This is a genomic window from Paracidovorax wautersii (genome assembly GCF_031453675.1).
GTDB lineage: Bacteria > Pseudomonadota > Gammaproteobacteria > Burkholderiales > Burkholderiaceae_C > Paracidovorax.
This window is the reverse complement of record NZ_JAVIZX010000001.1, coordinates 3,443,618-3,457,506: the sequence shown is the minus strand read 5'-3', so window position 1 is coordinate 3,457,506 and position 13,889 is coordinate 3,443,618. Positions and strand designations below refer to the sequence as shown.

Annotated in this window: 13 protein-coding genes; 8 read left to right on the top strand and 5 right to left on the bottom strand. The window is 69.8% G+C overall.

Going from position 1 to position 13,889, the window contains the following annotated elements:
- Positions 1 to 7 precede the first annotated feature (7 nt).
- Entirely contained in the window at positions 8 to 418 is a 411-nt protein-coding gene (locus tag QE399_RS15645; protein WP_309830051.1) for an AtuA-related protein, read from the bottom strand.
- 19 nt (positions 419 to 437) lie between these two features.
- A complete protein-coding gene (locus QE399_RS15640) occupies positions 438 to 1,802 on the bottom strand; it encodes an acyclic terpene utilization AtuA family protein (protein WP_309830049.1) in 1,365 nt (454 codons plus the stop codon).
- 98 nt (positions 1,803 to 1,900) lie between these two features.
- Here QE399_RS15640 and QE399_RS15635 point away from each other — a divergent pair, with 98 nt between their 5' ends.
- From QE399_RS15635 to QE399_RS15615, 5 genes are all read left to right on the top strand, one after another.
- A complete protein-coding gene (locus QE399_RS15635; protein ID WP_309830047.1) occupies positions 1,901 to 2,830 on the top strand; it encodes a LysR family transcriptional regulator in 930 nt (309 codons plus the stop codon).
- 175 nt (positions 2,831 to 3,005) lie between these two features.
- Complete coding sequence (locus tag QE399_RS15630) at positions 3,006 to 3,866, top strand: universal stress protein (RefSeq protein WP_309830045.1); 861 nt, start codon at positions 3,006 to 3,008, stop codon at positions 3,864 to 3,866.
- 218 nt (positions 3,867 to 4,084) lie between these two features.
- Complete coding sequence (locus tag QE399_RS15625) at positions 4,085 to 4,804, top strand: Crp/Fnr family transcriptional regulator (protein ID WP_309830043.1); 720 nt, start codon at positions 4,085 to 4,087, stop codon at positions 4,802 to 4,804.
- 17 nt (positions 4,805 to 4,821) lie between these two features.
- The gene (locus tag QE399_RS15620; RefSeq protein ID WP_309830042.1) at positions 4,822 to 5,907 is read left to right on the top strand and encodes a phosphotransferase; all 1,086 of its coding nucleotides are present in this window, start codon (positions 4,822 to 4,824) and stop codon (positions 5,905 to 5,907) included.
- Positions 5,908 to 5,973: 66 nt separating this feature from the next.
- Positions 5,974 to 7,248, top strand: a complete 1,275-nt coding sequence (locus QE399_RS15615) for an acyl-CoA dehydrogenase family protein (RefSeq protein ID WP_309830040.1) — start codon at positions 5,974 to 5,976, stop codon at positions 7,246 to 7,248.
- A 113-nt stretch (positions 7,249 to 7,361) separates the two neighbouring features.
- Here QE399_RS15615 and QE399_RS15610 read toward each other — a convergent pair whose 3' ends face one another.
- Entirely contained in the window at positions 7,362 to 8,105 is a 744-nt protein-coding gene (locus QE399_RS15610) for a hypothetical protein (protein WP_309830038.1), read from the bottom strand.
- Between the two features lie 166 nt (positions 8,106 to 8,271).
- On the opposite strand from QE399_RS15610, the gene QE399_RS15605 reads away from it, so the two are divergent.
- The gene (locus QE399_RS15605; RefSeq protein WP_309830036.1) at positions 8,272 to 8,916 is read left to right on the top strand and encodes a hypothetical protein; all 645 of its coding nucleotides are present in this window, start codon (positions 8,272 to 8,274) and stop codon (positions 8,914 to 8,916) included.
- A 175-nt stretch (positions 8,917 to 9,091) separates the two neighbouring features.
- Here the strand turns inward: QE399_RS15605 and QE399_RS15600 are convergent, their stop codons facing one another.
- Positions 9,092 to 9,919, bottom strand: a complete 828-nt coding sequence (locus QE399_RS15600; protein ID WP_309830034.1) for an SDR family NAD(P)-dependent oxidoreductase — start codon at positions 9,917 to 9,919, stop codon at positions 9,092 to 9,094.
- Positions 9,920 to 10,079: 160 nt separating this feature from the next.
- Here QE399_RS15600 and QE399_RS15595 point away from each other — a divergent pair, with 160 nt between their 5' ends.
- The gene (locus QE399_RS15595) at positions 10,080 to 10,691 is read left to right on the top strand and encodes a TetR/AcrR family transcriptional regulator (protein ID WP_309830032.1); all 612 of its coding nucleotides are present in this window, start codon (positions 10,080 to 10,082) and stop codon (positions 10,689 to 10,691) included.
- Between the two features lie 444 nt (positions 10,692 to 11,135).
- A complete protein-coding gene (locus QE399_RS15590) occupies positions 11,136 to 12,497 on the top strand; it encodes a CitMHS family transporter (protein WP_309830030.1) in 1,362 nt (453 codons plus the stop codon).
- 191 nt (positions 12,498 to 12,688) lie between these two features.
- On the opposite strand, the gene QE399_RS15585 is transcribed toward QE399_RS15590, so the two are convergent.
- The gene (locus QE399_RS15585; protein ID WP_309830028.1) at positions 12,689 to 13,822 is read right to left on the bottom strand and encodes an ROK family protein; all 1,134 of its coding nucleotides are present in this window, start codon (positions 13,820 to 13,822) and stop codon (positions 12,689 to 12,691) included.
- Between the last annotated feature and the right edge of the window lie 67 nt (positions 13,823 to 13,889).

Here is a 13,889-nt window from a genome sequence, read left to right as displayed (position 1 = left end):
GCGCGGATCAGGGCGGCCCGGCCAGGTGCGCCGCCAGCGCGCTGGGCACCTCCACGGGCAGCTCCAGCAGCAGGTACGACAGCGCCTTGCCGTGGCTGTCGAGGTTGAGTGCGTCGTTCACGCCGCCGTCAAGCATGTCGTCGATGACGAAGTTCATGCCCTGCAGCTGCGGCAGCAGGTAGCGGGCCACGCGGCTCGGCCGGCGCAGCGCGAAATGCGCAGCCACGGCCTCCTCGGTGACCTGAGCCACCAGCGTGTCCCACAGCGCCGGATGCCAGGCAATCACGCTGATGTTGGAGCGGTTGCCCTTGTCGCCCGTGCGGCTGTGCGCCAGGCGGTACAGCGGCACGCGCACGGTGCCGGCGCCCGGGCTCGCGCTGGCGGCAGCCGTGGCGGGGGTGGAAATCGCGGTCGTCATGGGGGGGTGGCTCCTGCGGTCAATCGAGCATCACGTGCGTGGTGGGTACGGCCTCGCGCGGCACCAGGCACGAGACGGTGCCCAGGCGCGGGCGCATCGCCGTGCGCACGCCGCCGCCGCCCGCCGGGCCGCAGCAGTACAGCGCCGTCACCTCGCGCACCAGGCGCTGGGCGGTGGCGTGGTCCCGGTGCTGCCACGCCACGCGCAGGCGCACGTCCCGCGCGGCGGAGGGTTCATCGCCGTCGGCCGCAGCGTCCAGCCAGCCGCTCGCGTCGTCGCCGAACACGCTGGTGACGCCGATCAGGTCGGTGCGCATCGGGGCGATGCCCGCAAGGCGCTCGCGCAACGTGGCTCCGGCCAGCCGCGCGCGGGCCTCGGCGCGCGGGCCGGCATAGGAAATCTCGCCTTCGGCGAACCAGCCGGACTCGAAGCAGACGTTCACCTTCAGCGACGGCGGCCGAGCATGGCCGCGCACGCCTTCCAGCCGCACGCGGTCCGGGCCGGTCTGCAGCACGCGGGCCTGCGTGATATCGGCCACCACATCGGGCGTGAGGTAGGCGGCGGGGTCGTGCAGTTCGTAGAGCAGCTGTTCCTTGACCGTGCGCTCGTCGATGCGCCCGCCCGTTCCCGGCGGCTTGGTGAGGGTGCAGTGGCCGTCGGCATCGATCTCGGCGATGGGGTAGCCCAGCCGGGCCAGGCCCGGCACGTCCTTGTAGCCCGGGTCGGCAAAGTAGCCGCCCGTGACTTGTGCGCCGCATTCCAGCAGATGGCCGGCCATGGTCGCGCGGGCCAGGCGGTCCCAGTCGTCCAGCGCCCAGCCGAAGTGCGCCAGCGCCGGGCCCAGCACCAGCGACGGGTCGGCCACGCGGCCGCAGACCACGATGTCGGCGCCGGCGCGCAGCGCCTCGGCGATGGGCTGGGCGCCGATGTAGGCATTGGCGCTGACCACCGGCTCGGCCGGCATGCGCTCGCCCAGGGCCCGCTCCAGCAGCGCGCGCGGCCCGGGGCCGCTGAGGTCGTCGCCCTGCACCACGGCCACGCGGGGGCGGCGCGCGCCCACCTCGGCCGCCAGCTGCTGGATGCGGCGTGCAGCGCCGTGCGGGTTGGCCGCGCCGAAGTTGCTGACGATGCGGATGCCGTGCGCCAGGCACTGCGCCAGCACGGGGCGCAGCAGGTCGTCCAGCAGCGGCTCGTAGCCGGCATCGGGATGGGTGCGGCGGGCGAGCTGGGCCAGCGCCAGCGTGCGCTCGGCCAGGGTCTCGAAGATCAGCACGCCGGGCTGCCCGCTGTCGATCAGCGCCTGCACGACGGGCGCTGCGGCATCGGTGCGGTCGCCCGAGAAACCGGCCGCGCAGCCGATCAGCAAAGGGGGTTGGTTCGCCATCGCGTTCCTTAGGTGTCTTGTTGTCTCCTGCGGCCACTGTAGGGGGCGTGGGTTATTCTGTGAAATAGATTGTCAAGATGAATTCATCTGCATCACGAATGAATATCTCCACCCGCCAGATCGACGCCTTCCTGGCCCTGGCCGCGCAGTGCAGCTTCACGCGGGCCGCGGCGCAGTGCCACCTGTCGCAGCCGGCTTTCAGCGCCCTCATCCGCGCGCTGGAGGACGACGTGGGCGTGCGCCTGTTCGACCGCAGCACCCGCCATGTGGCACTGACCAGCGAGGGCGAGAATTTTCTGGAGTCCGCACGCCGTATCCGCGCCGAGATGGACAACGCCCGGGACAGCCTGCGCGATGCCGCCACGCTGCGGCGCGGGCGCGTGGCCATCGCGCTGCTGCCCTCGCTGGCCGCGGGCTGGCTGCCGGGCGTGCTGGCGCAGTACCGGGCGCAGCATCCGGGCATCGAACTGGACATCGCGGATGTGCTGTCCGAGCCCTGCATCGAGCGCGTGGCCGCCGGCTCGGCGGACTTCGCCCTGGCCGCCATCCGTGCCGATACGCCCGAGCTGCGCGCCGAGCCCTTCTGCCGTGACGGCTTTCACCTGGTGTGCCGCGCCGACCATCCGCTGGCCCAGCGGCCGGCCGTTCGCAGCCGCGCCAAGACCGGCAAAGGCACTACGGGCGCCATCGCCCTGCAGGACCTGGCCGCCTGGCCCTTCGTGCACCTGGCCCGTACCAGCAGCGTGCGGCAGTACCTGGAGGCGGCCTTCCATCCCCAGGCCATGAATACCCTGATGGAGGTGGAGCAGCTCGCCACCGTCATGGGCATGGTGCGCGCCGGCCTGGGCATCAGCGTGGTGCCCACGCTCACGCTGTTCCACTTCGACCAGCCCGGCCTGGTGACGAGGCCGCTGGCCCTGCCCGGCCTCACGCGGCAGATCTACCTGGTGCGGCGGCGCGAGCGCAGCCTGTCCGCCGCGGCCCAGGCGCTGTACAGCCTGGTGATGCAACAGCGGCCGACCGAGTGAACGGCCTTTTTGCTATATTTTTAATAGCTTATTGCGCTTGCTGAATAAGCGCCAGAGCCTTGTTTGATTCAAACTGTTGCATGCCGAGGCGGTGCCAATGCCGCACAGACCCTTGGCGGACATGCGGCCCTGCGGTGAAATGCGCCCTACCGGTCCCACACCCCAGGAGCGCGCCATGAATCACACGGTCTACGCCTGCATCGACGGACTCGCCGCCACGCCCGCCGTGGTAGACGCCGCGGCCTGGGCCGCGCGGCAGCTCACCGCCCCGCTGGCCCTGCTGCATGCGCTGGAGCGGCCTGCCCCCATGCCGGCCGTGGGCGACTACGGCGGCATCATCGGAATGGGTGCGCAGGACATGCTGCTGCAACAGCTGAGCGACCTGGACGAAGAGCGCCAGCAGGTCGCGGTGCAGGCGGCCCGCCACATGCTGGAGAACGCCCAGCGGCGCGTCGCCCCGGACAGCGTGCCGTCGCTGCAACTGCTGCTGCGCCAGGGCGAACTGCTCGACACCCTGCTGGAGCTGGAGGGCACCGCGCGGCTGGTCACGATGGGCGAGCACCACCGCGCCGCAGGCCCGCGCAAGCTGCACCTGGACCACCGGGTCGAGAGCGTGATCCGCACCATGCAGCGGCCGGTGCTGGTGGTCACCACCGACCAGTTCAACGCGCCCACCGAATTCGTCGTGGCCTATGACGGCAGCCCCACCGCCCGCCGCGCGGTGGAGGCCGTGGCCCGCAGCCCGCTGCTGCGCGGCATGCCCGGCCTGCTGGTCACCGCCGGCCAGCCGACCGACGCCGCGATGCTGGCGCTGGAAGAGGCCCGCGCGCTGCTCGCGGCCGCCGGCTTCTCGGTGGGCACCCAGGTGGTTCCCGGCGAGCCCGAAGAGGCCCTGCCCGCGTTGCTGCAGGCGCGCGGACAGCCGCTGCTGGTGCTGGGCGCCTACGGGCACTCGCGCATCCGGCAGTTCATCGTCGGCAGCACCACGACCACGCTGCTGCGGCTGTGCACGGCGCCGGTGCTGGTGCTGCGCTGACGCGGCACCCCGGATCCCGCGCGCGGCTGCGCCGATCACACGTCCTGAGAGCGGTGGCGCAAGGCGCCTGCGGCCGTGCGCAGGCCGCGCCGTGATGGCTTCCCATGGCGCAATGCCCGGTCGCTCATACGTGCAGACACGCAAGTGACAACCCTTGCCATCCAGGCCGGTCCCTGACGCGACAATGAAGGCGTACCCAGTCACGCAAACGACAGACCATGGACGACCCGATTCTTAACATCGAAGAACGTGAAGCGATCAACTCAGGTCGCTGGTTTTCATCCCTTTCCCCTTCGCTACGGCACGACATACTCCGATGCGCCTACGTCAAACGCTTCAAGGATGGTGGACTCATCGCCGCACGCGGCGATCCGCCCGAGGAGTGGATTGCGTGTGCCAAGGGTGCCGTGCGCGTCAGCTCCACGTCCATCTCGGGCAAGCAGATCACGCTGACGTATGTGGAGCCAGGCATCTGGTTCGGCGACGTGGCGATCTTCGATGGGGACCGTCGCACGCACGATGCCTACGCACACGGCGACACCACCATCCTCTGCGTGGCCAAGGCCGACTTCCGCAAGATCCTGGCCGCGCACGTCGAGTTCTACGAAGCCATGCTGCGCCTGCATGCGCGGCGCATCCGCCAGCTCTACGGCCTGGTGGAAGACCTCAACACGCTGCCGCTGCGCGCGCGCCTGGCCAAGCAGCTGCTGCACCTGGTGCGCAGCTACGGCATCCCCAGCCTGTCGCAGGGCGACGAGATCCGCATCGGCCTGCAGCTGGCGCAGGAAGAGCTGGCGCAGCTCTTGGGCGCATCGCGCCAGCGCGTGAACCAGGAGCTCAAGTCCATGGAGCGCGAGGACGCCATCCGCATCGAGCCGGGCGGCCTGGTGGTGCGCGACCGTGACGCGCTGATGCGCATCGCCGAAACCGACAACTGAAAGCCCTGCCCTTCCCCATGAGCAACTTCGACCATTTCATCGGCACGCGCCCTGTTTCCGACCAGCATGCCTTCGACACCGGCGCGCTGAGCGCCTGGCTGGCGCAGCACCTGGAGGGGTTCGAGGGACCGCTGACGGTGGAGATGTTCAAGGGCGGGCAGTCCAACCCCACCTACAAGCTCATCACGCCGCGCCAGCAGTACGTGATGCGCGCCAAGCCCGGCCCGGTGGCCAAGCTGCTGCCGTCCGCGCACGCCATCGAGCGCGAGTTCGCCGTGATGCGCGGGCTGGCCGGCACCGATGTGCCCGTGCCGCAGATGCATGTGCTGTGCGAGGATGAATCCGTCATCGGGCGCGCCTTCTACGTGATGGAGTGCATGCAGGGCCGCGTGCTGTGGGACCAGTCCCTGCCCGGCATGCAGCCTGCCGAGCGCGCAGCGATCTACGACGAAATGAACCGCGTCATCGCCGCGCTGCACACGGTACCGTTCGCCGAGCGTGGGCTGGCCACCTATGGCAAGCCGGGCAATTACTTCGACCGCCAGATCGGGCGCTGGAGCAAGCAGTACGTCGCCTCCATCACCCAGCCGATCGAGGCCATGGACCGGCTCATGGAATGGCTGCCCGCGCACATGCCGGCCAGCGCGCGCGATGAGAGCCGCGTGTCCATCGTGCATGGCGACTACCGGCTGGACAACCTGATGTTCCACCCCACCGAGCCACGCGTCATCGCCGTGCTGGACTGGGAGCTGTCCACGCTGGGCCACCCGCTGGCCGATTTCAGCTACCACTGCATGGCCTGGCACATCCCGCCGGGCGCGTTCCGCGGCATCGGCGGGCTCGATCTGGCCGGCCTCGGCATTCCGTCGGAAGACGAATACATCCGCCGCTACTGCGAGCGCACCGGCCTGGCCACGCCCGAGGCGCTGCGCGCCGACTGGAACTTCTACCTCGCCTACAACCTGTTCCGCCTCGCGTCGATCCTGCAAGGGATCGCCAAGCGCGTGGAGGACGGCACCGCCTCCAGTGCCCAGGCCCGGGCCTCCGGCGCCGGCGCGCGCCCGCTGGCCGAGATGGCCTGGAGCTTGGCACAGCGGGCCTGAGCCGAGCCGAGCGCCCCCGATTTCCGCGCTTGCTGCGCGAACCGTTTCACTAGATGGAGGATCCCCATGGATTTTGATTACTCGCCCAAGACCAAGGCGCTGCAGCAGCGGCTGCAGCAGTTCATGGAGGACCACATCTACCCGGCCGAGCCGGCCTACAAGGCCGAGCTGGAGGCCCATACCGCGGCCGGCCAGCGCTGGACCCCGCTGGACACCATCGAGAAGCTGAAGGCGAAGGCCCAGGACGCGGGCCTTTGGAACCTGTTCCTGCCGGTGGACAGCGCCGCCGTGGCCGGCGTGGAAGGCGGCGGCCTCACCAACCAGGAATACGCACCGCTGGCCGAGATCATGGGCCGCGTGGTCTGGGCCAGCGAGGTCTTCAACTGCTCGGCCCCCGACACCGGCAACATGGAGACCATCGCCCGCTACGGCAGCGACGAGCACCGCCAGCGCTGGCTGCAGCCGCTGCTGGCCGGCAAGATCCGCTCGGCCTTCGCCATGACCGAGCCGCGTGTGGCCTCCAGCGACGCCACCAACATCGAGACGCGCATCGAGCGCCAGGGCGACGAGTACGTCATCAACGGCCTGAAGTGGTGGATCTCCGGCGCGGGCGACCCGCGCTGCGCCATCTACATCACCATGGGCAAGAGCGATCCCGAGGCGCCCAAGCATTCGCAGCAAAGCATGATCCTGGTGCCCGCGGACACCCCCGGCATCAAGATCATTCGCCCGCTCACGGTGATGGGCTATGACGACGCGCCCCACGGGCACATGGAGATGTCGTTCGAGAACGTGCGCGTGCCGGCCTCCAACATCCTGCTGGGCGAAGGCCGCGGCTTCGAGATCGCCCAGGGCCGCCTTGGCCCCGGGCGCATCCACCACTGCATGCGGCTCATCGGCCAGGCCGAGCGCGCCCTTGAGTTCATGTGCAAGCGCGCATCGTCCCGCGTGGCGTTCGGCAAGACGGTGGCGCAGCAGACGGTGACGCAGGAGCGCATCGCCGAGGCGCGCTGCAAGATCGACATGGCGCGCCTGCTCACGCTCAAGGCGGCCTGGATGATGGACGTGGCCGGCAACAAGGCCGCCCGCACCGAGATCGCCATGATCAAGGTGGTGGCGCCCAGCATGGCCTGCCAGGTGATCGACTGGGCCATGCAGGTGCATGGCGGCGGCGGCATGAGCGACGACTTCCCGCTGGCCTACGGCTACGCCAACGCCCGCACGCTGCGCTTTGCCGACGGCCCGGACGAGGTGCACCGCAACGCCATCGCCAAGTGGGAGCTGGGCAAGTGGGGCACCTACGGCCGCGACGCCTCGGTGCCCATCACCCGCGGGGCCTGAAGCGGCCGGTCCGCCTGCCGGGCCGTTGCGCAAGGCGCCCTGCGGGCCTCGGCCGCGCAAGGGCCAGAGCCCAGGGCCCGGTCAAAGGGCCGGACCGGTAGCACGGCGCCCGCTCAACGCAGCCGCGCCAGCCCTTTCGCGGCGGACCGCGCTGCGGCGACGAGGATGTCGATCCCCTGCGCCAGCGACTGCAGCGACTGGCTCGCATGCGCCATGCGCAGGTAGACATGGCCTTGCGACAGCATCAGCACGAAGGGCCGGTCGGCCGGAGCGGCCCCGGCTTCGTCATGCGCGCTGGTGGCAGGCAGGCCGGCCATCAACAGGCTGACCAATTCGGGGCGCAGCCAGCGCTGTGCGGGCTCGATCCGGTCGGCCAACACGGCGTAGTGCCGCAGGAAGGCCGCCGGCAGGTCTTTCCACGCCACCTCTTCGCCCGCAGCCAACCAGCGCACCTCCCCGGGCACCGGCTCGCCGCTGTCCAGCGTGCCCAGGTCGGTGCCTTCGCCGCAGGCTGCGCCTTCCAGCGACTCCTGCAGTGCCCGGCCGAGCACCATCACGGCCACGCCCTGCGGCGCCCCCGAATCAGCGCCACCGCGCAGTTCCATGCCCTGGATGTAGCTGCGCGTGGGCGTACCGCATTCGATCCGCCACGCCACACCGCCCTGCTGGCCGCTGAGGGCATAGCCGCCCGGCACCTCGTCCGGCTCCAGCCACAGGCCTCGGGCCGCGGCCCAGTGGGCGACCTCCTCCAGCGTGGCGGGGTGGTGCGTTTCCTCTGGCGGGGATGCCGAGCGACAGGGCTTTGCGAAGGCTGGCGAACATGGGCGGATCGGTAGCGAACGGAGGGAATGGTCCATTATTGCCACTGCCCTGCCGCGCTTGCTGTCCGGTTTTTTCTGACACGGCACAAGCCGCTACCATCCGGCTGCCATGGTCCGACCGCTTCCTTCTGCCCCTCTCCCCCGTCCCGGCTGCAATGACATCGCAGCGTGCGACAGGCAGCGCCGGGCCGCGCTGTGCAAGGTGGCAGCCGCGTTGGCGGTCGCGCCGCTGGCCCTGGCCGCGCACGGGCAGCCGGCAGCACCCGCCACGTCCTCAGCGGCCCGAGCCGCCTGGCCCGAGAGTGCAGCGGCTTCCGTCGACACGCAGCGTCTGGTGCGCTGGGCGCTCGCCAGCCAGGACATGGCCCGGCGGCCGTTCGCCGTGGTGGACAAGCCGGCCGCCCGCATCCATGTCTTCGCTGCCTCCGGCGATTGGCTGGGCAGCGCGCCGGTACTGCTCGGTTCGGCCTACGGCGACATGTCGGTGCCCGGCATCGGCGAGCGGCCGCTGGCAGCCATCCGCCCCGAGGAGCGCACCACGCCCGCCGGCCGCTTCGCCAGCGAGCCCGGCCGCAATACGCGCGGCGACGACCTGGTCTGGATCGACTACGACACGGCCGTGTCGCTGCACCGCGTGCGCAGCGTGCACCTGGGCGAGCGGCGCCACCAGCGCCTGGCAAGCGACCGCCCGGCCGACCGCCGCATCTCCAACGGCTGCGTCAACGTGGCCCACGCCTTCTACGACCGCGCCATCGCACCGACGCTGGGGCGCATGCCGGGCGTGGTCTATGTGCTGCCCGACTCCGCGCCTTTTGCTTCACTATTCATAGCTGCCAGCGCTTATTAGATAAGCGCTAGAGTCACTTTTCACTCTCATCCCGCTGCAGCGCTTCGTCCCGGTGCGCACACTGCGGCGCGAACACCTGGGCACAGCGTGGTTCGGCGTGTGGTTCACCCGCCAGGTGCCGCTGCCAGAAACGGAGCCATCGCAGCCCTGCCCCAGCAGCCGGCAGCGGGCAAGGTCACGCGGTTGCGCCGGCGGCGTAGCGCGTCGCCGGACGATTGCGCGACAGGTGCGGCGCCAGTTGCTGGCGGGCCTGCTCCAGGGCCAGGAAACCGTCGAGGGCTTCCAGCGGCGGAATGGTGACGGCCTCGCCCAGGTCCAGGCCGGCCAGCGCGGCGTCCACCATCGGGTCCACGTCCATGACCATCTCGGGCGGCAGGCCGTCGGCGGAGGCGCCGCTGCGCTCCCAGATCTCGGTGCGCGTGGCGCCCGGCAGCACCGCCTGTACGCGCACGCCGTGCGGCTGCATCTCGCGCGCCAGCGAGTGGCTCAGGTTGAGCACATAGGCCTTGGTGCCGCTGTAGCTGCCGCTGAACAGCTCGGGTGCCAGCGCCAGCACCGAGGCGATGTTGATGAGGGTGCCCGCCTTGCGCGCCGCGAAGGCCTTCGCCGCTGCGGCCGCCAGCCGGGTGGGTGCCGTCACGTTGAGCTGGATCATCCGCTCCACGGCGTCGATGTCCGCCTCGGCCAGCGTGCCGTTGACCGACATGCCGGCGTTGTTGACCAGCAGGGCGATGCGCGTGTCCGTGCGCAGGCGTTCTTCCACACGGGCCAGGGCTGCGCGGTCGGTCAGGTCGGCCTGCAGTACTTCGGCGTGCACGCCGTAGGCGCGTTGCAGGCTGCCAGCCACGGCGGCCAGCCGCTCGGCGTCGCGCGCCACCAGGATCAGGTCGTAGCCGCGCCGCGCCAGACGGTCGGCATAGGTGGCGCCGATGCCGGAAGAGGCCCCGGTCACGAGGGCGGTGCCGCGGGGAGAAGCGAAAGCTGCAGAGGAAGAAGCGCTCATGGATGACTCCGTTGAAAAGAACGATTTAGATGACGATCATCATGTTTGAATTATATGACGACCATCATTTAAAATGTCAACCCTCGGGCTTTCATGCGGCGTGATCGCCCCGGCACAGCTGCCGTCCATTCCGGTCGGCAGCCCTTCATCAGGAGCCCCCATGAGAGTCAGCAAGGAACAGATGGAAGAGAACCGCGAGCGCATCCTCGCGACAGCGGCGCAGCTGTTCCGCGAACGCGGCTTCGACGGCATCGGCGTCGCCGATCTGATGAAGAGCGCCGGGCTGACGCACGGCGGCTTCTATGGTCACTTTGCCTCCAAGGAAGACCTGATGGCGCAGGCCAGCACCCGCGCGGTCGAGCAGATCTGCACCTTCTGGAGCGGGCTGCTGGAACAGGCGCCGGGCGATCCGCGGGCCGTCCTGGAGCAGGCCTACCTTGCGCCGCGCCACCGGGATGCGCCAGGCCAGGGCTGCCCGATGGCTGCGCTGGGCGCAGACGCTGCGCGCCAGGGGCCCCGCGTGCGGCGCGCCCTCACGGAAGGACTGGTGAAGGTGCTCGACGTGCTCACGGCCGCCATGCCGGGCCGCAGCAAGGCCGCGCGGCGACAAAAGGCGCTGGCCGACTACGCAAGCCTGGTCGGCGCCGTGGTGCTGGCGCGCGCCGTGGACGACGCCGCCCTGTCCGACGAAATCCTGCACGCCACCGCTGCCGCGCTGCGCCTGCCGTCAGCCCCGACGGCGCCTGCCGGCGCGGCTCGCGCCGCGGCCTGACGCGCGCCGGCGCAGACGGTCGCTCCACCCTTTCAACGTCCGAAGCCGGCGGTGACCGCCGTCGCACGCCGCCGTATGCCTCCCCGTGGGTCTCTCAGAGCCGTACACATCGGCACGCGCCCGTAGCAGGGCCGGGCCGGCTACGCCCTTTCCAGCCCGCCATTCCCTCGGCTGCCGCCTAGCAGCCGCAGCCCAGTGCCTCCTTGCGCCAGCACAAGCGTGCCGCAACCAAGCGCGGCACACAGGGTTTACCCCATCAGCAGATACCCGTAGAGCAGCGCCACGACAGGCGCACGACAGGGTGCAAACCTAAGGTTCACCCCCGCCAGACCGCCCCGCGAGGCGGCGGCCCAGGCGCTGCGCCCGCCCGCTCGGCGCGCCCGCCCTGGACCAGCGCGTTCTGCCCGGAGACACCATGACCCACGCACAGAAAGACCTTTGCCCATGCTGCTGACCCTGCTCGGATTCGGCATGGTGCTGACCTTCATGACCCTGATCATGACCAAGCGGCTCTCGCCCCTGGTCGCGCTGATCAGCATTCCCATCGTGTTCGCGCTCATCGGTGGCTTCGCGCCGACCATGGGCGCGATGATGCTGGACGGCATCCGCAAGATCGCGCCCACGGGCGTGATGCTGATGTTCGCCATCCTGTACTTCGGCGTGATGATCCATGCGGGCATGTTCGACCCGGTGGTGCGCATCATCCTCAAGCTGGTCAAGGGCGATCCGCTGCGCATCGTGATCGGCTCGACCATGCTGGCGCTGCTGATCTCGCTGGACGGCGACGGCTCGACCACGTACATGATCACCATCGCGTCGATGCTGCCGCTGTACAAGCGGCTCAAGATGAACCCGCTCAACCTCACCTGCGTGGCCATCCTGGCCAGCGGGCTGATGAACCTCACGCCCTGGGGCGGCCCCACGGCGCGTGCGGCGAGTGCGCTGCATGTGGACCCGGGCGAGGTGTTCGTGCCCATGATTCCCTCCATCGGCCTTGCCATCGTGGCGCTGCTGGGCGTGGCGTTCTACCTCGGCCTGCGCGAGCGCCGGCGCCTGGGCACGGTGGCGCTGCCGCCCTACCCCGTGGCCGAGTTCGTCGAGGCCGACGGCGAGACCTCGGGCGAGCACCTGCCGCCCACGCAGCAGGATGCGCCCGACATGCGCCGCCCGCGCCTGCTGTGGGTGAACCTGGCGCTCACGTCGGCGCTGATGGTGGCGCTGGTGATGGGCCTGCTGCCGCTGCCGGTGCTGTTCATGATCGGCTTTGCCGTGGCCATCGTCATCAACTACCCCAACGTGGACCAGCAGCGCGCGCTGGTGGCCGAATACGCCGGCAATGCGCTGGCCGTGGTGTCGCTGATCTTTGCGGCCGGGGTGTTCACCGGCATCCTGTCCGGCACCGGCATGGTCGAGGCGATGTCGCGCGGCCTGCTGGCGGCCATTCCCGACAGCATGGGCCCGTACATGCCCACCATCACTGCGCTGCTGAGTATGCCGCTGACATTCTTCATGTCCAACGACGCGTTCTACTTCGGCGTGCTGCCCATCCTGAACGAGGCCGCGCAGCACTACGGCATCAGCGCCGTGGAAATGGCGCGCGCCTCGCTCATCGGCCAGCCCGTGCACCTGCTGAGTCCGCTGGTGCCCTCCACCTACCTGCTGGTGGGCCTGGCCGGCGTCGACTTCGGCGACCACCAGCGCTTCACGCTCAAGTGGGCGGTGCTGGTCTGCCTGGCGCTGATGGGCGCGGCGCTGATGATGGGCCTGTTCCCGCTGATGGGCCAGGTCTTCGCCGGCGGCGGCTGAACGCCGAGCAGCGGCGGCCGGATCGGCCGCCCGGACGCGGCGCCCGCCGCTACATAAAAAAGAGCAGGTAGCGCTTGTCAATCAAGCGATCCCTGCTCTTTTCTATTGGAAGTCCTTAATCTTTCGGCGCAAGCAGCTCACTTAAATATAGCAAGCACCCCGCCGCACCCAGGATTGCCTGGGGCCGCGCGTCACACCGTCGGGGGCCGGTTGGTATAGCTGGCGTTGCCCAGGCCCGTGCCCACCGTCAACACCGCCCAGCGCTTCACGTCCTGGGTGAACGGCAGTTCGGACAGGCCCTGCACCACCGCATCGTTGTGCAGGCAGACCTGCGTGCGGCCATCGCCAATCGAAGGCAGCCGGTCGCACAGGTCACGCGGCAGGTGAAAGCGCATGCTCTCCCAGTTGCCCGGCAGGTTCTGCGTGCCGCCGGCCAGCGAGCCGTCCTCGCAGATCAGCCCCGGGCACGCCACGCCGATGAAGGGCGCCACGCGGATGTCGTGCTTCTCGGCGTACTCCAGCAGCTTTTCCAGCATGCCGGCGATGCCTTCCACCAGTTCGTCGCGCTTCGGGTCCTCGGCCGCGTGGCCCCATTTCTCGCGGCGCACGACCTCGGCGCGGGACATGTCCGGCGCCTTGTGCAGGTGCGTCACCACCACGCCGCAGCGCACGTTGGTGCCGCCGATGTCCACCGCCAGAATGGCGTCGTAGCTCTGCAGCAGCGCGGTCGGCGCCAGATGCACCCAGCCCACCAGGCCGCCGTCGTCGGCGTGGTGGCGCAGCGTGCGCAACTCCACCGGCACCTTGTCCTTGGTAAGCAGCTTGGCCGCCGCCTCGATGGCCTGCTGGCCCACCTCGCTCTGGTGGAAGCCGCCGCCCACGATCACGCGCTCCACGCCCTTCCAGGTCTTGTGTTTGAGAAAGCGTTGCGTCACATGGGACAGCTGGATCGCGTAGTCCTCCTGCGCCGCGCGGATGGCCGCGGCGGCCGGGCCGTCGCGCTCGAGCAGTTCGTCGAGCTTCTGCTTGCCGATCTCCTGCGTCGGCTTGGAGCCCAGCGGGTCCTTGCCGGCCATCTCGGTGAACAGCTTGCGCCAGGCGTCCAGCATGTGCCGGAAAGCGGTGCGGCTGGCGTTGTCGCCAATGAACTCATCGCCCTCGCGCAGCTCCAGGCTGTAGCCGTCGATGACGACCGACGGCAGCTCCAGCTCGCCGTGGGGGCCCAGCACGCACAGATCGCGCTGGGCCTTCAATTCCTTCTCGCTCAGGCGCTCGCCCGCCTTGCGCGGGGAACCGCCCTCTTTCTTCTTGTCCTTAGACGCCATTGCATCCCTCATGCAGCCCGCACCGCGCGGGCCGTAGCGGCAGATGGTGACTTGCCAGTCCCCTGCG

Coding starts and splice junctions, on each gene's coding strand:
- QE399_RS15585 (WP_309830028.1), bottom strand. CDS start 13,822: ATGGCGTCTAAGGACAAGAAGAAAGAGGGCGGTTCCCCGCGCAAGGCG.
- QE399_RS15630 (WP_309830045.1), top strand. CDS start 3,006: ATGAATCACACGGTCTACGCCTGCATCGACGGACTCGCCGCCACGCCC.
- QE399_RS15620 (WP_309830042.1), top strand. CDS start 4,822: ATGAGCAACTTCGACCATTTCATCGGCACGCGCCCTGTTTCCGACCAG.
- QE399_RS15600 (WP_309830034.1), bottom strand. CDS start 9,919: ATGAGCGCTTCTTCCTCTGCAGCTTTCGCTTCTCCCCGCGGCACCGCC.
- QE399_RS15625 (WP_309830043.1), top strand. CDS start 4,085: ATGGACGACCCGATTCTTAACATCGAAGAACGTGAAGCGATCAACTCA.
- QE399_RS15590 (WP_309830030.1), top strand. CDS start 11,136: ATGCTGCTGACCCTGCTCGGATTCGGCATGGTGCTGACCTTCATGACC.
- QE399_RS15645 (WP_309830051.1), bottom strand. CDS start 418: ATGACGACCGCGATTTCCACCCCCGCCACGGCTGCCGCCAGCGCGAGC.
- QE399_RS15615 (WP_309830040.1), top strand. CDS start 5,974: ATGGATTTTGATTACTCGCCCAAGACCAAGGCGCTGCAGCAGCGGCTG.
- QE399_RS15595 (WP_309830032.1), top strand. CDS start 10,080: ATGAGAGTCAGCAAGGAACAGATGGAAGAGAACCGCGAGCGCATCCTC.
- QE399_RS15640 (WP_309830049.1), bottom strand. CDS start 1,802: ATGGCGAACCAACCCCCTTTGCTGATCGGCTGCGCGGCCGGTTTCTCG.
- QE399_RS15610 (WP_309830038.1), bottom strand. CDS start 8,105: ATGGACCATTCCCTCCGTTCGCTACCGATCCGCCCATGTTCGCCAGCC.
- QE399_RS15635 (WP_309830047.1), top strand. CDS start 1,901: ATGAATATCTCCACCCGCCAGATCGACGCCTTCCTGGCCCTGGCCGCG.